This is a genomic window from Aquirufa esocilacus (assembly GCF_042715595.1).
Lineage (GTDB): Bacteria > Bacteroidota > Bacteroidia > Cytophagales > Spirosomataceae > Aquirufa > Aquirufa esocilacus.
In genome coordinates this window covers 146,322-165,712 of sequence record NZ_JBBKXX010000002.1, presented here as the reverse complement: position 1 = coordinate 165,712, position 19,391 = coordinate 146,322, and the positions used below count along the sequence as shown (strand labels likewise).

Annotated in this window: 15 protein-coding genes; 7 read left to right on the top strand and 8 right to left on the bottom strand. The window is 44.2% G+C overall.

Annotation, left to right across the window (positions count from 1 at the left end; genetic code table 11):
• Positions 1 to 336: 336 nt before the first annotated feature.
• Entirely contained in the window at positions 337 to 2,052 is a 1,716-nt protein-coding gene (locus SKC37_RS06240; RefSeq protein WP_377980651.1) for a GMC oxidoreductase, read from the bottom strand.
• Positions 2,053 to 2,070: 18 nt separating this feature from the next.
• Positions 2,071 to 2,748 (bottom strand): gluconate 2-dehydrogenase subunit 3 family protein, encoded by a 678-nt coding sequence (locus SKC37_RS06235; protein WP_377980650.1) that lies wholly within the window; start codon positions 2,746 to 2,748, stop codon positions 2,071 to 2,073.
• A gap of 41 nt (positions 2,749 to 2,789) precedes the next feature.
• Here SKC37_RS06235 and SKC37_RS06230 point away from each other — a divergent pair, with 41 nt between their 5' ends.
• The gene (locus SKC37_RS06230; RefSeq protein ID WP_377980649.1) at positions 2,790 to 4,028 is read left to right on the top strand and encodes an aminotransferase class V-fold PLP-dependent enzyme; all 1,239 of its coding nucleotides are present in this window, start codon (positions 2,790 to 2,792) and stop codon (positions 4,026 to 4,028) included.
• Here SKC37_RS06230 and SKC37_RS06225 read toward each other — a convergent pair.
• The 5 genes from SKC37_RS06225 to SKC37_RS06205 are packed head-to-tail and all read right to left on the bottom strand — an operon-like array spanning position 4,009 to position 11,068.
• Positions 4,009 to 5,049 (bottom strand): lactonase family protein, encoded by a 1,041-nt coding sequence (locus SKC37_RS06225; RefSeq protein ID WP_377980648.1) that lies wholly within the window; start codon positions 5,047 to 5,049, stop codon positions 4,009 to 4,011. The two genes, SKC37_RS06230 and SKC37_RS06225, sit on opposite strands and share 20 nt — an antisense overlap.
• Complete coding sequence (locus SKC37_RS06220; protein WP_377980647.1) at positions 5,046 to 8,084, bottom strand: efflux RND transporter permease subunit; 3,039 nt, start codon at positions 8,082 to 8,084, stop codon at positions 5,046 to 5,048. Before SKC37_RS06220 ends, SKC37_RS06225 begins: the two co-directional genes overlap by 4 nt.
• A 2-nt stretch (positions 8,085 to 8,086) precedes the next feature.
• Positions 8,087 to 9,127 carry an efflux RND transporter periplasmic adaptor subunit gene (locus SKC37_RS06215; RefSeq protein WP_377980646.1) on the bottom strand — a complete coding sequence of 347 codons (1,041 nt, stop codon included), beginning with the start codon at positions 9,125 to 9,127 and terminating at the stop codon, positions 8,087 to 8,089.
• Positions 9,127 to 10,449 carry a TolC family protein gene (locus SKC37_RS06210; RefSeq protein ID WP_377980645.1) on the bottom strand — a complete coding sequence of 441 codons (1,323 nt, stop codon included), beginning with the start codon at positions 10,447 to 10,449 and terminating at the stop codon, positions 9,127 to 9,129. Before SKC37_RS06210 ends, SKC37_RS06215 begins: the two co-directional genes overlap by 1 nt.
• Position 10,450: 1 nt before the next feature.
• On the bottom strand, positions 10,451 to 11,068 hold the full coding sequence (locus tag SKC37_RS06205; RefSeq protein WP_377980644.1) for a TetR/AcrR family transcriptional regulator: 618 nt from the start codon (positions 11,066 to 11,068) through the stop codon (positions 10,451 to 10,453).
• Positions 11,069 to 11,148: 80 nt separating this feature from the next.
• On the opposite strand from SKC37_RS06205, the gene SKC37_RS06200 reads away from it, so the two are divergent.
• From SKC37_RS06200 to SKC37_RS06190, 3 genes are read left to right on the top strand one after another with little or no spacing between them, the layout of a single operon-like run.
• Positions 11,149 to 11,562 (top strand): VOC family protein, encoded by a 414-nt coding sequence (locus tag SKC37_RS06200; protein WP_377980643.1) that lies wholly within the window; start codon positions 11,149 to 11,151, stop codon positions 11,560 to 11,562.
• On the top strand, positions 11,562 to 12,530 hold the full coding sequence (locus SKC37_RS06195; protein ID WP_377980642.1) for a zinc-dependent alcohol dehydrogenase: 969 nt from the start codon (positions 11,562 to 11,564) through the stop codon (positions 12,528 to 12,530). Before SKC37_RS06200 ends, SKC37_RS06195 begins: the two co-directional genes overlap by 1 nt.
• Entirely contained in the window at positions 12,527 to 13,714 is a 1,188-nt protein-coding gene (locus tag SKC37_RS06190) for an MFS transporter (RefSeq protein ID WP_377980641.1), read from the top strand. The genes SKC37_RS06195 and SKC37_RS06190 overlap by 4 nt, the downstream gene beginning before the upstream one ends.
• Before the next feature lie 74 nt (positions 13,715 to 13,788).
• On the opposite strand, the gene SKC37_RS06185 is transcribed toward SKC37_RS06190, so the two are convergent.
• Complete coding sequence (locus tag SKC37_RS06185; protein WP_377980640.1) at positions 13,789 to 14,127, bottom strand: hypothetical protein; 339 nt, start codon at positions 14,125 to 14,127, stop codon at positions 13,789 to 13,791.
• A gap of 296 nt (positions 14,128 to 14,423) precedes the next feature.
• On the opposite strand from SKC37_RS06185, the gene SKC37_RS06180 reads away from it, so the two are divergent.
• From SKC37_RS06180 to SKC37_RS06170, 3 genes are all read left to right on the top strand, one after another.
• On the top strand, positions 14,424 to 16,961 hold the full coding sequence (locus tag SKC37_RS06180) for a TonB-dependent receptor (RefSeq protein ID WP_377980639.1): 2,538 nt from the start codon (positions 14,424 to 14,426) through the stop codon (positions 16,959 to 16,961).
• Position 16,962: 1 nt separating this feature from the next.
• Positions 16,963 to 18,171 (top strand): T9SS C-terminal target domain-containing protein, encoded by a 1,209-nt coding sequence (locus SKC37_RS06175; protein WP_377980638.1) that lies wholly within the window; start codon positions 16,963 to 16,965, stop codon positions 18,169 to 18,171.
• A gap of 123 nt (positions 18,172 to 18,294) precedes the next feature.
• The gene (locus tag SKC37_RS06170; RefSeq protein WP_377980637.1) at positions 18,295 to 19,353 is read left to right on the top strand and encodes a phosphoglyceromutase; all 1,059 of its coding nucleotides are present in this window, start codon (positions 18,295 to 18,297) and stop codon (positions 19,351 to 19,353) included.
• Positions 19,354 to 19,391: the final 38 nt, after the last annotated feature.

Here is a 19,391-nt window from a genome sequence, read left to right as displayed (position 1 = left end):
AGTATAGTGATTGAATGGTAAGTGGTGAATGTCTTTTCAGGACTCTTTGACTCAGCTGTAGGCGACTAAATCGAGGAGCGATGATATAAGTAAATCTAGATCAAACTTTATTCTTTGTGCTTTTTGCTTTGCTCTTTGGAGCTGCGAAGCAGCGACTCTTGACAAAAGTTGTCAATACCCGAAAAGCCGCCTGAGTGCCTCGCGCTTATTTTCACTCAAAAGTGCCCTAAAGAGCAGCAAACCTACATACCATAAAAAAAGGGGGACAGAATCTGCCTCCCTTTTTAAAATACTGACAACTGGCCACTGACCACTGTCTACTGTTCGCGGAGCGAACTATAAATTCTTCCTATTTAACTCTCTTACCGCAAAGTCAGCTGCACGAGCTGTCATCGCCATGTAAGTTAAGGATGGATTAACACAAGAAGCAGACGCCATTGCCGCACCATCCGTCATGAACACGTTTTTCACCTCGTGAACTTGGTTGTGCTTGTTAACGATTGAGTTCTTCACAGACGTACCCATACGAGCCGTACCCATTTCGTGAATACCTAAACCGATGTGTGTGTCTTGCTTATTGTATGCGTTGATGTTTTTGAAACCAGCCGCCTCTAACATAGTCGCTGCCTCGTTCATCATATCTTCGCGCATTTGTAATTCGTTTTGGCCAAAGTCCGCAGAGAATTCCAATACCGGTAAGCCCCACTTGTCTTTTTGTGCACTTAGAACGAAACGGTTCTCAGGGTTTGGAAGAATTTCTCCAAAACCACCAAAACCAACCGTCCATTGTCCTGGGTGTGTTAAGCTCTCTTTGAAATCTGCACCGAAGCCATCTGCTCCCACGCCACGGCCCCAACCCTCGCGGCTCGCGCCACCTTGGTATCCGAAACCACGTGAATAAGCACGTTTGTCTTTGCCCCAGTTTTGGAAACGAGGAATGTATAAACCATTCGGACGATTTCCGAACATGTAATCTTTCTCAAAACCTTCCACAGTCGCACTTGCACCTACACCTAAGTGGTGGTCCATGATGTTACGGCCTAATTGATCTGAGTCGTTTCCTAAACCGTTTTGGTAACGATTAGATTTTGAGTTCATTAAGATCGAAGTAGACTGGATAGCACCTGCGTTCACGAAGATGATTTTAGCGAAATATTCTTTCGACTCGTTCGTGTTTTGGTCGATCACGCGAACACCTTTGGCCTTCTGCGTAGCTTCGTCATAAATGATCTCAGCGGCAATCGCATTGTGAACCATCGTTAAACGACCTGTGCGCATCGCTGCAGGTAAAGTCGCTGATAAAGAGGAAAAATATGCGCCATACGGGCAACCACGCATACACTTGTTACGGTAGTTACAAGACGAACGACCTAAAGCAGTATGTTGTTTTCCAGGGTTAGTTAAGTGCGCTACGCGACCTACGGTTACGGCACGACCTAATTTCTTATTCACTGCATTTTTGAAGTGAGTTTCTGGAGCAGTCATCTGCATCGCCGGCATGAATTCAGAATCCGGTAATACGTCTAATCCTTCAGCTTGACCTGAAATACCTGCAAATTTCTCTACATACGAATACCAAGGAGCTAAATCATCATAGCCGATTGGCCATGGTGTACCGACACCTTCTTTTTCGTTCGCTAAGAAATCCTCGCGGTTCCAACGGTACGTTTGGCGACCCCATAACAACGATTTACCACCCGTGTGGTAAGCGCGAGTCCAGTCGAATCCGCCTCTTTTCTCTAAATAAGGGTTTTGCTTATCATTTTCGAACAAATACCGGTGCTCTTCGTTTGCCGTATAGCCTGTACGCATACCTGCCCAATACTCTTCAGCAGCCATATTCGTAGGACGACCACGGTGATCGAATTCCCATGGGTTTTTATTCGCCGTTTCGTAGCCTTCGATGTGCTTGATCTCGCGACCACGCTCTAAAACCGCTACTTTTAAGCCTTTTTCTGTTAATTCTTTTGCAGCCCAACCTCCGGAGATACCGGATCCGATGACGATTGCGTCAAACGTTTGGCCTTTAATTGCATCTATATTCAGATTCATTTTTTCTAATTTTTCAGATTAATACACGAAAGATTTTTGAGTCGGCTTCATATCCGTAATCAACTCAAATTTGCCAGGAACTGGCTCGTAAACGAAAGAAGCTTCAATGCCTTTTTCAGATGTATAATATCCTAAAAGCGTTAATTCTTTCATTAATCTCCAGAAAGGAACACCATTAGCGCCTTCTAAAGTGTCTTTATCTACGTTATCGCCCACTTTGATTCGCTTTTGAGAATAGCTCTTCATTAAATCTTTTGTGTTTGCCTCTAGTAAGGTCAACATCGCCACTTGGCCTGCCGCAGGTTGCGCTAAGAAATTAGCTTTCGCTAAGTCATTCACCCCTTTTAGGAAGCTGTTGTGTTCTGGTTTTTTGTAGCAATCTTTTAACATCATTTCGATGAAAGCGGGAACACCTGCATCGATAGCACCTGGCGTAGACGTTCTTGGAATAATATGTTCAGCGACAGCTGAGACGATTTGACGTTGCGCATCTGTTAGGCTGAAATCTGCTGCAACGATGGAGGCATTGCCTTTTCTCACATCCATGGCCATTAAAGTTGGTGCTGTGAAAGCACCCCCTAACAACAAGGCGATTTGAGAGATGGCATCTCTTCTTTTCATCATGAGTTTAATGTTAAATTGTTCTAGGTATTCGCCTAATATGAGGCGGAAAACAAATTTAATCACATTCTTCATTATTCAAGGGCAAAATGTGATTTTTTTGCTAATTTTCTACCATGAATAAACGCACTTTCCTTAAAGCCTGCACACTTTTGGGGGCTTCGGCGCCTTGGTTTTCGTATGCCAAAACTCAAACAGTCGAATCACTCGCTTCAGACGAAGATTTTTGGGAGGGAATTCGCGGCGGATATAAGCTCAGTCCAGACTTTATTAACCTAGAAAGTGGTTATTATAATATCACGCCGGAGGCTACTTTGGAGAAATACTTTCAGCATATCCGCAAAGTCAACGCCCAAGGTGCCTATTATATGCGGACGGTGCAATTTGATAATAAAAAACGGATCGCGGCACGCGTTGCTCGACTCGTCGGTTGCCCAGAAGACACCCTCGTGTTAACGAGAAACACCACCGAATCCCTCGACACCATTATTAGTGGTTTTCCTTGGAAAGCAGGAGATGAGGCCATCTTTGCGATCCAGGATTATGGAGCGATGCAAGACATGTTCAAGCAGGTCGCTCGACGTCAGGGAATTGTTTTAAAAGTCATTTCATTACCTATTAATCCCGCTTCTGATCAGGAAATTGTCGATTTATATGCTAAAGCCATCACCGAAAAAACCAAGCTCATCATGGTTTGTCATCTGGTGAATGTGACGGGCCAAATCAATCCCATTCGCCAAATCTGTGACATGGCTCACGCCCGCGGAGTCGAAGTGATGGTCGACGGTGCACACGCCGTGGCACAAATTCAATTCAAAATCTCCGACCTGAATTGCGACTATTATGGGGCGAGTTTGCACAAGTGGCTGGCGGTGCCTTTGGGGGTAGGCATCTTGCACGTGCGAAAAGAAAAGATCGCCCAAATTTGGCCTTTGTTAGCGGAGGAAGGAGTTCCTTTGACAGACATTAAACATTTGAATCACGTGGGAACGATTCCGGTTTACACGGATTTGGCCGTAGATGACGCCATCGATTTTTACGAAAAACTAGGTCCTGCTAGAAAGGAAGAACGCTTACGTTATTTACAATATTACTGGACCACGAAAGTGCGCGCTATTCCGCGCGTCCGATTGCACCATCCGGCAGATCCCACGAAATCGTGCGCGATTGCGAATGTGGGGATTGAGGGTATTAAGCCATCGGTTTTGGCTGAGCGCTTGATGAAAGAATATAAGATCTTCACAGTCGCGATCGATGGAGGCAACATTCACGGCTGCAGAATTACCCCGAATGTTTTCACGACCCCGAGAGAACTGGACGAATTAGTGAAAGCGATTAGCGAATTAGCAAGCTAACCGGTGCTTTGACCAAAATGTCTTGGTGGCTGTCTTTTAGTGATCCAGTTTTGTCGTCAAAGTGAAACACCTGCACGCGGTCTTCCTGTTGGCTCGCGACTAACACAAATTTGCCCGATGGATCGAACGTGAAGTTACGAGGGATTTTGGCTACGTTTTGGTGAAACACCCGCGTTAATTTCCCGTCATTTTCGATCTTAAATACCACCACTTGGTTGCTAGAGATGCGGTTAGAGGCCATCATCCATTTTCCGTTCGGCGAAATATGGATGTCCGCTGAGCCTTTCACTGTAGCGGAAGAAGTATCTGCAGGGATGCTTTGGATCTTTTCTAATTGAGAACCTTTCAAGGCGAAGACGTCCACATCCGAACTCAACTCGTTCAACAAATAAGCACGATCGCCTTTCGTATTGAAGCGAATGTGGCGTGGTCCGTTGCCGGGGGTGATGTTTATTTCTTGGGGACTTTCCGCTAAAAGCCCGTTTGCCAAAATGCGATGCGCATAGATCTTATCCGAGCCTAAATCCGTCACAAATAACGTATTTTGATCAGGAGAAAGAGCGACCATGTGAGCGTGGGCGCTATTTTGGCGGTCCTTGTTTAGGCTGGAACCTGTGTAGGCGATGTATTGAGCTAGGGGCTTCAGTCTGCCATTTACCGTTTGGAAAACGCTCACACTACCGCCCGAATAGTTTGCGGTATAAACCGTTTGAGATTTTTCGCGGTACAGGATGAAGCAGGGGTGATCGCCACGGCTAAATTCCGTGTTGATGGCCTCGTATTTTCCGTTGCGCATTTGGAAAGAGGAAACGCTCGCTTTGCCGTCGCCTTCTTCCGAAACGGAGAATAAGTAGTCGCCTGAAATAGCCTGGTAGGACGCCGCAGGGGAGTTTAAAGTATAGCTTTTGGAAGCTTTACCGGTCTTCGAATCCCAATTGAACACCTCGATGCCGGGATTACCTTTGGACGTATACGAACCAATAATCAGTTGCGGAAGCAGTAAAATCGTGCTCAAAGTCATATCGCTGGAGGGATTAATTTGTAAACTACCGGGGTCACGATTCGGGAGAGGAGGGTGGAGCTAATCAGTCCACCGATCATCACGATCGCAAGTGGTGAAATAAGGGGATTCGTGGAAATGGCGATGGGAATTAGACCACCTATCGCCGTCAACGTTGTTAAGATAATCGGTAAGAAACGAACTTCGCCGGCCTCGCGGATGGCTTGCTCCATCGGCATACCCTCTGCGCGTAGCTGGTTTGTGAAATCCACCAACAAGATGGTATTTTTTACCTCAATACCTGCGAGTGCAATCAGTCCCACCGTCGCCACAAAGGAAAGCGGGGTTCCCGTAAACCACAGCGCTAAAAGTGCTCCCACGATACCCAATGGAATCACAGAAAGTACGATCAAGGTACTTTTAAAAGTCCCAAACTCGAGAATTAACACTGCGATAAAGAAGAAGATCGTCACTAAAATGATCGTCCCAAAACCGCTGAAACTCTCGTTCGCGCTCTCTACTTCTCCACCCATTTCGAAATGATATCCTGCTGGAAGTGCCATTTTCGCGAGACTCTTTTCGGTCTCTGCAATCACCTCGTTGTTCAAAAATCCTTTCTCCACAAACGAACTCACAGACACCAAACGATTCTTATTCAAGTGACTAATGCTGACTGGGGAAGTTTGCAATCTGACCGAAGCCACCTGACTCAATGGAATCGCAGTGCCTTGCACGTTATTTACATACAGGTTATCGAATACCTCTAGACTCGGGTGTTTCGGATGTGGCTTCGAAACCACGATGGCATATTCTTTGCCCTCTTTGTCGGTCATTTTGCCCAAATCAAAACCGGCCACCACCAAGCGTATCATGCGGTCGATGCTGACCGTCGGGATGCCCAGCATGCTGGCTTTTTCCTTGTTGATATCGAATTTGATGTCCGATTTCAGGTTTTTCAATGGGTTTTTCACGTAAATCGTGCCTTTCGTGTTCTTTAACATCGTTTCGACGCGGCTGGCGATTTGGCGCAAGGTATCTACGTTATCCCCTAAAATGCGCACCTCCACAGGGGCCACCACTGGCGGCCCTTGCTCGAAGTTTTTCACCTCGATGGTCGCAGCAGGATAGTTCGTGTATTTGGTGCGTAATTTCTCGATCAGGTTGATTTTCTCGTCAGCACCTAGGTCATCCTGCAATTGGACGAACAAGTTGCCGTAATCAGTTCTGTCATTCAGCGGAATCGCGTTATAATAAATTCGAGGATTTCCTTTGCCTACATTCGCAGAGACGTATTTTACTTCGGGCAGCTTGCGCAGATCACGTTCGATCAGTTTGGAAACCGAATCCGTGTAGGCCATATTCGACTGCAAGGGGCTGAAAATATTCACCATGAATTGTGGCTTTTCAGACGCCGGGAAAAGGCTAAATCCTACGACTGGGAAGAGTCGCAACGAAGCCACAAAGATGACGAGGGCGATCAGTAAAGTCGTTTTAGGGCGAGTAATAGCCCAATCTAACAAACGGGAATAAGACCCCGAAATCAGTTTTTTCAACACCCGCATGAATAGATTTCCCTCTGGATTTCCTTGGTGGGATTTCAGAATGCGGCTTGATAAAAACGGAACAACCGTCAGCGAAACGACCAATGAAGCAACGATACAGAAAATCACCGCCATCGGAAGACTGCGGATGAATTCGCCAGACGCTTCCGGTAAAAAGACCAAAGGCAAAAAGGCAATAATCAAGGTCACCGTGCAACCCAAAACCGCCATTCCTATCTGATTCGTTGCCTTTAAAGTTGCGTCTAATCGGCTGTGTCCCTCGCGCATCCAGCGCTCAATATTCTCCACCACCACGATGCTGTCATCCACTAGAAGTCCCAGTGCAACGACTAAACCCACAATACTCAGCTGGTTCAGGCTGTAGCCCATGATGTTCAAGAGGATAATTCCGATCGCTAAGGATAGCGGGATCGAAATCATCACGATGGAAGCGGCGCGTAAACCGAGCGGCAATAAAGTTAATGCCACTAATAAAATGGCGATAATAAAGTCTTTCAATAGGCCACTGAGGCGGGTGTTGACGTTTTCGGCTTGGTCGAAATTCACGACTAAGTCGATGTTCTTCGGTAAGGTTTTCTTGAATTGGGCGATCACCGGTTCGTAAGCTGCCTGGGTTTCCGCGATGTTTTCGCCGGATTTTTGGGCGGCCGTCACAAATAGACAGCGATTCTGGTTCAAGCGCGTGATGTGATTTTCGGGGGCGTAGTCGAAATAGACTTTGGCCACATCCGACAACAGCACGTTTTTCCCTTGATAGGAGAACACGATCGTGTTTTTGATCTCGTCGATGTTCTGGTAATTGCCGGACGTGAGGATATTAAAAGACTTCGAATTTTCCACGATACTTCCGCCGGGAATGTTCGCGATTTCGCTTTGGATTGCTTGTAAAACACGTTCTGGCGAGACCTGCATCTGGGCCATCTTTTCGATGTTCAAATCGATCTTCACCTGCGATTCTGGCAAGCCAGAAATCGTCACTTTCTTCAAGGCGGTTACTTTCTCCAGATCCTCTTGTAGGCGTTCAGCCGTGATTTTCAGTTGGTCCAAAGACGCATTGTTCGAAATCAACGCCATCTGCAACACGTTCGTGCCGGATGGAGTGGCTTTTTGAGCCTCAAGTTTGATGACCTCTTTAGGTAATTCTCCTTTAATGCTGTTCAATTCGCGAACAACCTCGGAGTATTTCTCGTCTACGTTCACGCCGTATTTATAATAGACCGCGAACACCGCTAGGCCATCACTAATCGTCGTGTTGATCTTGCGCACGTTCTCCAGTTCGTACAATCTTTTCTCGACCGGCTTCACCACCAGCTCCTCCATATCGTCCGGACTCGTTCCCGGATAAACTGCGATAATGGGGAATTGAGGGGCATTCATATCCGGATCTTCCGCCCGGGGCATCGTCATAATCGTGACAATCCCCACGACCACGACCATTAAAAACATCGTGAGCGTAAATTGGTAATTCTTTACCGCGTAGTTAGCTATCTTCATAATTAACGGACGATTTTAATGGCTGAACCTGCGTCTAAATAGGCATTTCCGCTGGTGATGAGTGATGTTGCGTCTTCCAAACCACCAGAAACAAATACCTTTCCGTGATCAATACTCGCGATCTGGATCTTCACTTTCTCCGCGGTTTTCCCGTCTTTTGTGATGAACACATAACCCTCTGTCGCGTTTCCATCCAGAATCGCATCGTATGGAATCACCCAGGATTTAATCTGCTTCCGTGGACGAATTTTCGCTTTCCCAAAAAGCCCCGCCGCCAGCTGCGCTGTCGGCGCACCACTGATGCGCAAACTCACCCAAAGTGTCCCCGTCACCGGATCTACTCCCTCGGATTTGGCTAAAACAGACGCGTTAAAAGTCTTCCCGTCAGCCGCATCCAGCGTAATCTCCGCCGGATCTCCCGCCTGCGTCGCAGCCCAATCACGATCGCTCAAACCCACTTTCAACACCCAATTACCCTTGTTCGCGCCATTCAATAAAACGACCGGCGTTCCGGGTCCCACGACTTGGCCATCGTTAGCTAATTTCTTCAAAACAAAACCCGATTTTACGGCTCTGATTTCGGCATAGCTTTGGTTAAATGCACCCGCATTATAGGCTTGTTGTGCGATTTCGAGGCCCGTTTTGGCATTTTGGAATTGCTCCAAAGTCGCCACGCTATCGCGGTACAAGTTCTTCGCTCTCGCGTGATCGCGTTGCGCTTTTTCGAGCATGATTTGGGCTTGCTGCACCTGCGCCTTGATTTCGGTCAGGTTTAGGCTGGCGATTAGTTGACCCGCTTTTACAGCATCGCCTTCTTTGACAAACACGTGCTGAATCACGCCGCCTATTTTGAAACCTAAATAGGTCTCATCTTCCGTCGTGAAGACGCCAGAAGCCTGGATGGGGCGGGTGATAGATTCTTGTTGCAAGGAAATCACGGAAACTGGAATGACATCGTTGGTCACCACAGCCACTTCTTTCTTCTTCGAAGAGCAAGCGGAAAATACCGTGATAAGGGAAATAAGTAGGCAGATCTTTTTCATTAGAGTGGGTAGCTAGCGGCTTCGCGCTCGTAAGCGGCAGCGGCGATTAATACGTTGAATTGTTTTAATTGGTAGTTGATTTGGGCGTTCATCCATTGATTTCTGGCGTCCACTGTTTCTAAATACGTGCTCACGCCCTCTTTATAGCCCTTTTCGATGAGGCGTAAATAAGCGGCGGCCGCCTCGTAGGATTTCGTGGAGGCCTGAAAGCTAACGATCGAAGATTGTACGTTCTTCTGAGCGATTTCGGTCGCCATATTAAACTGTTTCGTACTCAGATCCAACGCATTTTTCGCGGAGGCGATATCTAATTGCGTCTGTTTCACCTTGTACAAGTTACGTTTCCCGGAGAAGATCGGAATGTCCATTTGTAGGCCAAAGAAATAATAGCCACTCTTTGAGCTAATGTTATTTAACGTTGACTGAGATCCTAGATTCACAAAACCATTTAACTTAGGTAGGTAAAAGGACTCGTTCATTTTCAAAACGGTCTCCTGAATGTTGATTGATTTCGAAAGAAGCGATAATTCCTCACGAACGCCGGGCACCACCGAGTAAACACCTGCCACCGCTTTCTCAACCTCGAAATCAATGCGTATTTCAGCGCGTAATTCTCGGTTCAACAAGAAATTGAAATAGTATTGAGCCGCCTGTTCTTGCTTCACTGCATCCGCGATTTGTGCTTGGATGGTGGCGATTTCACTGTCTGAACGCAATAAATAGGCGGGTAATCCTTTGCCGTTTGCTAACAGCTTTTCGTTTACCTTTTTGCCCTCTAATGCTAGATTGAGGCTATTTTCATAGACTTTTACTAAACCTAAACTGAGCAAATAGTTATAGTAGGCCGTCTTGATTTGCTTGACTAATTCACGTTTGTAAAGTGAAACATCTTCGCGTTGCAGGCTGAGCGTTTGCTCTTGAATTTGCTTGTTGTAGCTGATATCCTTATTGTAAAGCGGCATCGTCGTTTGCACCTTTACATCGTAGAAGTCGCGGGGGAAGAAATTCGTCTCCACGTTTGAAATCTGAGGGAAAGCAGTACTTTTTGTCAGCGCATTCAGCGTCGAATAGACCGGATTTAATAAATCACCCACCGGGAAAGCGATGCTACGACCACCCTCACCACTTTGGTAACCGCCTTGGAAAGCAACGCTAGGTTGGTAGAGGCTTTGTGCCGTTTTCAAAGCAATCATCGCCTTTTCTACCTGGATGGTTTTTTGTTGTAGCGTGATGTTTTGTTGAAAGGCCGTCGCGACGTATTCGTCGAGGACGGACTTTTGGCCGTATAACGGCAATGCAAAAAGGAGTAATAAATATCTCATATTAGGCTTTTTTCATCGTTTTCAATAACCAATCCAGCGACTCATGCATCGTCTTTTCCACGTCTTCCGCTGGAACTAATTTGTCCAATCGTTGGCGAATCGCGAGGGAAACTAGGCCGTGCACCATACTCCAAACCGCCATCGCCACCGTTTCCACTTTGGCAGGGACAATTAATCCTTTGTCCATCGCATCTTGCACGATCATTTTCAAGGCCTCTAGCGCCTGATCGCCACTCGACCAGCCTGCGCCCATATCGATTAATGCGGACATGGGGGCCTCCTGAATGAACATCAAATCATAATATTCTGGATATTCTAGGCCAAAATTCAGGTAATTCACGCCCATCTGGTGCAAGCGTTCGATAGGATCGCTGATCAGCCCTAAAGCGATATTCTGCTCCAACATCTTCTTAAATCCTGACTCGCAGCAATAAAACAAGATCTCGTTTTTATCCTTAAAATACAGATATAGCGTCGTAGGGCTATATTGTATGCGTTCAGCAATCTTTCGGACGGACACTTTGCTGAAGCCCTCTTCCACGAACAATTTCATCGATTCCTCTAGAATTAAGGATCGAATCTCCTGTTTTTGTTTTTCTTTTCTCGCGACTATTCCCATTGTTGTAAAATTACACCGTAAAGTTAATTAACAGTGTTAAGTTTTCAAAATTTAGTATTTTGCAACAAATACCAAAAGCTATGAAAATCAACTTTATCCATAAAATCCAACACATCGGGATTCCTGTGCATAACATGGAAATTTCCATTCCCTTTTACGAACGCCTTGGTTTCGAGAATGTGATGGAATCGCCCTTTGAGTTTGACGGTGGTTTTGGGACTTGCGTGATGATGAAAAATCACGAGGTCATCGTGGAGTTATACCAAATGCCGGAAAAGCAATTAGCCGAAATCAAACAGCGCAAAGTCGGTCACATCGACCATTTCGCAATAGATGTGGAAGATGTTGATTACGCGTTTGAAGCCTTAAAGCAAGCCGGTTTTGAGATTGTAGAAAAGGAACCTACGTTTTTAGCTTTTTGGAAAAATGGTACGCGTTTCTTTAATGTCAAAGGCCCGAACGGCGAGATCATCGAATTCAATCAGATCCTCTAATGAAAGCGGCCGTTCTCGTAAAACCCTTGCAAATCGAGCTAGGCGATCACCCTATCCCAAACCCCGGTCCAGGCCAGCTGCGTATTCGCTTGCAGGAAGTGGGCATTTGCGGATCGGATGTGCATTATTTTGGGGGCCATCGTCCGCTGCCTGAACCCACCATCATCGGTCATGAGGGCTGGGGCTACATCGACGCGCTAGGTGAGGGCGTGAATCGCGAACTAGGAGAAAGAGTGGTCGTAGATCCGAATGCCCCGTGCGGAAATTGTACCTATTGCGCACGCGGCCAAGCCACGGTTTGTCCGAATAAACGCACCATAGGCCTTAACGCCCCTGGTTGTTTCGCGGAATACGTGCTGATTCCGGCTGATTTCGCCCATAAACTCCCGGATTCCATTTCCGCACAGGATGCCGTTACCATCGAACCCACGGCTGTTGCTTACAACGCATTAAAAAAGGCATCACTAACCAAAGGCGATGCCATCTACGTCCTAGGCCTCGGAGCCATCGGAATGTTAATTACGCACCTTGCGGTGGAACATGGCTTGAAAGTTTATGCGACTGATTTGAATCCTGTTTTGCAGGAGAAAGCGTATGAATTCGGGGCACTAAAAGATGATTGGAAATCCCAAGACATCCGCGTGATTTTCGAATGCACCGGTTCTGCGGCTGCTACTACACAGCTTATTGCTGATGCTCCGCGCGGTGCCAATGTGATTCTACTAGGCTTATCTGAAAAGCAGGCTAGCTTTACCCCCTTGGATTTAGTTCGCCGCGGTATTTCGATCCAAGGATCTTTGATTTACGATCATCCCGAAGATTTTCAGGCGGTTATCAAGCTCATCGAAGACGGAAAAATTCAACCCCATAAAATCATTTCAAAATACATTCCTTTAGCGGAAGTTCAAGCCGGTTTACAAGCTGCCACAGATGGACATCCGGGAAAAATAGTCGTTCAAATCGTATGAAAAACTCGATGTCTTGGCTCCAAATAGGCGTAGTCTCCCTTTGCTTTTTGCTCAATTTCAACGACGGAATCGATGTTTTGCTTGTTTCCTTTGCAGGTGAGCACATCATGAAAGAGTGGGGATTAAATAACGCAGAATTAGGTTACGTTTTTTCGGCTGGATTAGCGGGCATGACGGCGGGCTGTTTCGTTTTAGCACCACTGGGTGATCAATGGGGTAGACGCAAAGTCTTTTTAGGATCTTTGTTTCTGATCAGTGTGGGCATGTTACTCGTTTATTTTGCTCCATCATTAAATGCATTGCTGATTTTTAGATTCATCACTGGTCTAGGCATTGGAGGAATCCTCCCTAATCTAGCCACGGTTGCCTCCGAGTTTTCCACCGATAAAACCCGCGATTTCAATGTGGGAATCGTGCAAGGAGGTTGGCCTTTGGGAGCGATTTTAACAGGTTTTATGGTGGCTTGGGTGTTTCCCCTGTTAGGCTGGCGCGCGACCTTTTTGATTGCGAGTGCTTTCTCGTTTGCGTTATTATTACTGGTTTATTTCTTTTTGCCAGAATCCCCGGGATTCGTGCCGGAATCAAAACACAGTAAAACGAAGATTTATGAACTCTTTACCCCAGAATACAGAACCTCCACAATCTTACTTTGGGCGGCCATTTTCTTCGGATTTTTAACTTTGTATACTTTGATCAGCTGGGTACCTACTCTCGCTAAACAATCCGGCATGCCCTTCGAGCTCGCCACCTACGTGGGGATGACCTTGAATTTTGGGGCCTTTACTGGCGTATTTGTGATGGGATTAACGATTAGTAAAATAGGCATCAAGAAAACGATGACGCTCTTCTTCATCGTCGCTTTTATCTTGATGAATTTCTATGGAAATGTGAAGTTAGATTATGTGATAAATCTGATACTAGTCTTCTTCATCGGCTTTTTAGTGCAAGGGGGATTCAATAGTTTCTATCCGGCCGCAACCCGTATTTATCCAGCAGAGATCCGCTCGACAGGTGTGGGATTAGCGATGGGAGCGGGGCGTTTTGGGGCGATACTGGGACCCACCGTCTTTGGTCTACTCACTGATAGTGGTATGTCTGTGGCAGGTCGGTTCCTGATTTTCTCGCTTCCGATTCTGGTGGCCGTGTTTTTATTGCATAAAATCAAGAGTAAAGAACTCAGCTGAAAAGAAAAAGGCGAACCACTGGTCCGCCTTTTTACCCCTTAATCTTTCACTATAATTTGTTGATGTTGGGTAAATTAGTTCATAGCGACGATATCGCGCTTCACTTCCGTTTTGATCGTAAACGACTTAGAAGTCAACACGTTTTTGTGGTCATCTAAGACTACCATTCGGTAGTTTCCATCAGATAATCCCGCCAAATTGAACAATTTTTGCGATGCTATTCCTTCCTTGTGAATCTCGTTATTTTCTCCATCGTAGATAACGACTGTGGCTCCTGCTTTGGCAGACACCCTATATTTCAATTTACCTACAGATTCAATGTTCACGGGAAGAGTTAATTCTGCTCCATTAGCGGCAGAAACGACAAACAGGCTGGCTGCGAAAAACAAGGCAGCAAATGTGTACTTTTTCATAATGCTTGATTTTAAAACTTAGGCGGAATGATTTCCGTTTGTTGACCCAAAACTAGTCCTTTCACATTACCTCCAAATTAAATCCGCGTAAATTTTCACTTTTCTAAGAAAGTTCTTCTATAAAAAATGCAAAAACTTGAAATTATGCAATAAAAAAGTGTAGAAAAGTGAAATTTTAGTTGAAAAATCTCAATGTTATCGAATTATTAAGAAAATAGCTTCTATTTAACAAGTAGATAACAAAAGCCTAACAATGGCTTAACCAATTCGGATTGGGTGAAATCTAATTTTGTTGCATGATTAAATCACGTCAACTATTATTTCACACCAATTCTATCATGAATTCACTTAAGCACCAATTCATCCTATTATTATTGCCACTTTTCTCTTTTGCGCAAGTTCAAGTTTCCGGAGTTGTAAAGTCTTCTAAAGAAACATTAGTAGGCGTAACCGTTTGGTTAAAAAACCCATCAACAGGTAAAAATCAAGGAGCATCTACAGATATCGATGGCAAGTTTACCTTTGCTAACGTGGCTCCAGGAACCTATTCATTAAGTTCTAGTTATGTAGGTTTTAAGGAATACAGCAATCCAGCTTTTAAGGTTGGATCAGAACCTGTTGTCGTTACAATAGAATTAGAAGAAGACAGTAAGTTATTAGCGGATGTAGTGGTTAAGACCGTTGCCAAAAAAGAAACAGCTACTGCCCTAATCAATACCTTAAAATCTAGTTTCATCGTGGCGGATGGTCTTTCCATCGAGTCGATTAAGAAAACACCAGATAGAAACGTGAGTGATGCCTTGAAGCGTGTGAGTGGTGTAACCATCCAAAATGACAAATTCGTATTAGTACGTGGTTTAGCGGATCGTTATAACTCTGCTTTATTAAATAAGACGCAATTGCCTTCCACAGAGCCAGATCGTCGTGCCTTCTCATTCGACATTATCCCTACTTCTTTAATTGATAACATAATCATTAATAAAGGAGCAGCAGCAAACTTACCAGGTGATTTTGCAGGTGGATTAGTTCAAATTACTACAAAAGAGGTTTCAGGTGATTTTGCCTCTGCTTCTCTAGGAGTAAGCTATGGCTCTCTTTCTACTTTCAAGGATTTTAAATTAATAGAATCTATTGAATTCCCTTCTACTTTCCCTTCGACAAACGCTTTCAGAATTAGTGGAAATGGTGATAAGCGAGCATATACGAAGTTGATTGCGACTCCTGGTATTACCGAGTCTTCTAGCCTTCCTAACTTCAATGGAAGTGTGGCTTTTGGTGTAAAAAGAAATAATTGGAACGTATTATTTAGTTCTACAGCGAGAAACACGTTTTCATCCTCTACGACAGAGCGTATTGATTACTTATCTTCCACTGACTTAGCTTACAAATACAAGGATATCAATTTCTCGCAAACGAAGTCCCTAAGTGGCTTATTGAATGTGGTTTATTTGGGCCAAAACCGTTACAGCTGGAAGACTCTAGCTAACTACCAAACAGAAGATTATTTCTTGAATAGAACGGGTGAAAATTACGATAACGTACAGAACATCTACAGTAATTCATCTAATGCCATCCGTAAAATGGTGGTTAATACGCAGTTTGATGCCAAAATCAAGACTTGGGATTTTAACATCGGATACAATTTAATGCTTCGTGATCAACCTGATTACCGAGTTAATCCTACTGCTTCCTATTTGAATTCAGGCAATCCTTACTTGACTGCTTGGAGAGATACTTACCGTTTCTGGAGTGTAATGGATGAAAATGCGGGAAATGCAGCGATTAATAAATCGTTAGGGGATTTCAAAGTAGGTGCAGGTTACTTAAAGAAATACAGAAACTTCAAAGCGCGTGTATTCCGTTACGAAACCATTGATATGTTAGGTGAGGTGACGAATAATACGGATCGTTATACGGCTGATTTCGACTTAGCGAATGGATTTGTGATGTATGAAAAAGAGATGGGATTATTCAAGTTGAATACGGGTCTTCGTACAGAGTATAACCTCTTTAATATCGCAACGGCTGACTTTAGTGGTCAAAAAGTGAATGTGGAAAGAGAATACTTAGATCTTTTGCCATCCTTAAACTTAACTTACTCTGCTACAGAAAAAACAAAATGGAGAACATCGCTTAGCAAAACCTTAGCGAGACCAGAGTTCCGTGAGGTAGCTAATTTTGCATACTATGACTTTGTTCGTAATGCGCAGTTATTGGGTAATAAAGATTTAGAAAAGTCAGATATCTACAACATTGATTTTAAGTGGGAATTATATCCAAAAGCAGGCGAAATCTTCTCAGTGGGTGTTTTTGGTAAGAAATTCATTAAGCCTATCGAGCAAATTGTAGCAGATGGTTCTGTTCCTTCTAATCTAGCTTTAACGTATACGAATCCACCATCGGCGCTAGTCTATGGCTTGGAAATGGAATTTAGAAAAGCGATTAACTCTTGGTTAGATTTATACTCTAACATGGCGTTGATTCAATCGGAGGTAGAAGTTCAAGGGGTAAAACGCCAGCTTCAAGGCCAATCTAATTATGCATTGAATGGAGGTTTGAACTTCCACAAAGGAAATAACACAATAAACCTAACCTATAACCGAGTAGGCGATCGCATCGCCTCTGTAGGTTTCCAGGGTTATCCAGACATTTTTGAAAATTCAAGAGACGTTATTGATATCGTTTTCTTACGAAAATTCAATAAAGGAGAAATTAAATTGGCGGTGAGCGACATCCTAGCTCAGCCTACTACTTTCTACCAAAAGCCTTCACGTGATTTAATTAAAACAAACAACGAAACATCCGTTTCACTCACCGTTAATTACAATTTCTAACATGAAAAAATTACTAGTTATCGTAGCAGCTTTAGCAACATTTGGCTGTTCAAAGGATTTAGGTGGCGATGTAGCACCTATTAACGTACCCTCTACTACGACTTTAAGTGGAAACATTACGGCAACTACGACCTTAACTGCGGATAAGGAATGGACATTAAAAGGATACGTTTATGTAACCGATGGAGCGACCCTTATTATTCAACCGGGTACTGTTATCAAAAGTGATATCTCAGAAAAAGGGGCTTTATGTATCGAAAGAGGTGCAAAAATTCAAGCTGAAGGAACGGCTGCTAAGCCTATCGTCTTTACCTCAGGTAAGGCAGCTGGCGAGCGTGCTCCAGGAGATTGGGGTGGAATCGTCATCTTAGGAAGAGCTAAGACGAACCGTACATCTGAGCCTACAATCGAGGGTGGTATTGGTCGTGCGTATGGTGGAACAGATAATGAAGATAACAGCGGCGTGATGAAATATGTACGTATTGAATACGCAGGTATCGCAGCATTGCCTAACTCTGAAATCAACGCCTTGACTTTCGGAGCTGTGGGTAGCAAGACGATCATCGAGAACGTGCAGACGATCTATGCAAATGATGATGCATTTGAATTCTTCGGAGGAACGGTTTCTCCAAAATATTTATATGCTTACGCAACAGCGGATGATGATTTTGACTTTGACTTTGGTTATACTGGCAAAGTATCTTTCTCTATATCAAGACGCGATCCAGCGTTTGTAGATACAGGAGATGCAGGTAACGGAATTGAATGTGATAATGATGGAACAGGTTCTGTCGCTACTCCATTCACACGTCCAGTTTTAGACAATATGACGTTAATTGGGCCAAATAATGCAGCGGCTCTTTCTAACCATAACTTAGCTATGCGTTGGAGACGTGCTACTCAATTCGAAGTAAGCAATTCAACATTCATTGGATATATGAAAGGTGGTTTCAGTTTAGAAAGTAACGAAACAGCACAAGCCTATAAGGATGGAGTTTCTACTTTCAAGAACAACAAGATTGGCACCTATACGCCTAATACGGCATTAAATTTCATCAGTAAGTCATCTGTTATTAGCTCTGCTGATGTAAAAACTAAGGCTTTAGCAGATGGAAACTCAGAAATTGAATCGTCTGATGCAGAGATCTTGAAATTGGAAAAACCAAGCTGGACTACAGGTTGGACTCGTTTCCCAGTAAAAGGTCAATAAGATAATATATTGGTGTAATACAGAAAATGCCGAGGGGATTCTCCTCGGCATTTCTTGTTTAAATGGTATAAGAATGAAATTCTAATTATTTGTCTAACTTAGCCTTGCCTTTTAAACCAAACGATGAAACGACTAGTCCTTTTTTTCCTTCTTTGCTCTCCCTGCATTTTTGCCCAACAAGCCAATTCTGATGCGCGTGTCATTGTCATCACGACAGACGGCTATCGTTGGCAAGAATTATTCAACGGTATCGATACTTCGATTGTCAAAATGAAGCGTTTTCACCATGGAGACTCTGCTCGTTTAATTCAGCAATATTATGCACCTACTTTGGCAGAAAGACGCACAAAACTAATGCCTTTTTTCTGGAGCAAATTAGCTGCTTCAGGCCAAATTCACGGCAATAGAGCTGCTGGAAGCCAAGTAGACAATGCGAATCCCTATTGGTTTTCATATCCTGGATATAGTGAGATTTTAACGGGTCAGGTGGATACTTTGGTGAATTCAAATGACTACAAACCTAATCCGAATACGAACTTTTTTGAATACTTGAACTCCTTACCAGCTTATAAAGGAAAGGTAGCCGCATTCGGAGCTTGGGATGCTTTTGATCGTATTTTAAATGAGAAAAGAGCTGGTTTTCCTGTGGTGAATGCGTTCGATTCGTATCCTGAATTAGAGAAAGATCCAGAGATGACGATGTTGGCTAAGATGTTAAAAGAATCGTTTAAGCCTTTTGGTATGGCAGAATCGCTAGACGCATTTACGCATTTCAAGGCGATGCATTATTTGAAAAAGAACAAGCCTAAAGCACTCTATATTTCTTATGGTGAAACAGATGAGTTTGCACACGAGGGAGCTTATAATCACTACCTGGATGCCGCACACCAGTTTGATGCTTGGGTAGGGGAGATTTGGGATTTTGTGAACTCAGATCCAGATTACAAGGGGAAAACAACCTTATTGATCACGACAGACCACGGTCGCGGAGATGCGATTAAAACGCAATGGACATCCCACGGCGATAGTGTAAAGGATTGCTACCAGATTTGGTATGCAATGATAGGGGCGAATGTTTCTGCTTTAGGCGAAGTGAAATCGAAAGAACAGGTCTATCAAAAAGACTTAATTCATAAGGCAGCAAAGGCTATCGGTGTCTCGTTTAAGAGTGAAGTGAAATAAGGATTTAACAATTCCTTAACACGTGTTTTTTAATTGTC

Bases quoted from the DNA above. Each gene is read 5' to 3' on its own strand.
- SKC37_RS06240 (WP_377980651.1), bottom strand. From the start codon at position 2,052: ATGAATCTGAATATAGATGCAATTAAAGGCCAAACGTTTGACGCAATC.
- SKC37_RS06235 (WP_377980650.1), bottom strand. From the start codon at position 2,748: ATGAAGAATGTGATTAAATTTGTTTTCCGCCTCATATTAGGCGAATAC.
- SKC37_RS06230 (WP_377980649.1), top strand. From the start codon at position 2,790: ATGAATAAACGCACTTTCCTTAAAGCCTGCACACTTTTGGGGGCTTCG.
- SKC37_RS06225 (WP_377980648.1), bottom strand. From the start codon at position 5,049: ATGACTTTGAGCACGATTTTACTGCTTCCGCAACTGATTATTGGTTCG.
- SKC37_RS06220 (WP_377980647.1), bottom strand. From the start codon at position 8,084: ATGAAGATAGCTAACTACGCGGTAAAGAATTACCAATTTACGCTCACG.
- SKC37_RS06215 (WP_377980646.1), bottom strand. From the start codon at position 9,127: ATGAAAAAGATCTGCCTACTTATTTCCCTTATCACGGTATTTTCCGCT.
- SKC37_RS06210 (WP_377980645.1), bottom strand. From the start codon at position 10,449: ATGAGATATTTATTACTCCTTTTTGCATTGCCGTTATACGGCCAAAAG.
- SKC37_RS06205 (WP_377980644.1), bottom strand. From the start codon at position 11,068: ATGGGAATAGTCGCGAGAAAAGAAAAACAAAAACAGGAGATTCGATCC.
- SKC37_RS06200 (WP_377980643.1), top strand. From the start codon at position 11,149: ATGAAAATCAACTTTATCCATAAAATCCAACACATCGGGATTCCTGTG.
- SKC37_RS06195 (WP_377980642.1), top strand. From the start codon at position 11,562: ATGAAAGCGGCCGTTCTCGTAAAACCCTTGCAAATCGAGCTAGGCGAT.
- SKC37_RS06190 (WP_377980641.1), top strand. From the start codon at position 12,527: ATGAAAAACTCGATGTCTTGGCTCCAAATAGGCGTAGTCTCCCTTTGC.
- SKC37_RS06185 (WP_377980640.1), bottom strand. From the start codon at position 14,127: ATGAAAAAGTACACATTTGCTGCCTTGTTTTTCGCAGCCAGCCTGTTT.
- SKC37_RS06180 (WP_377980639.1), top strand. From the start codon at position 14,424: ATGATTAAATCACGTCAACTATTATTTCACACCAATTCTATCATGAAT.
- SKC37_RS06175 (WP_377980638.1), top strand. From the start codon at position 16,963: ATGAAAAAATTACTAGTTATCGTAGCAGCTTTAGCAACATTTGGCTGT.
- SKC37_RS06170 (WP_377980637.1), top strand. From the start codon at position 18,295: ATGAAACGACTAGTCCTTTTTTTCCTTCTTTGCTCTCCCTGCATTTTT.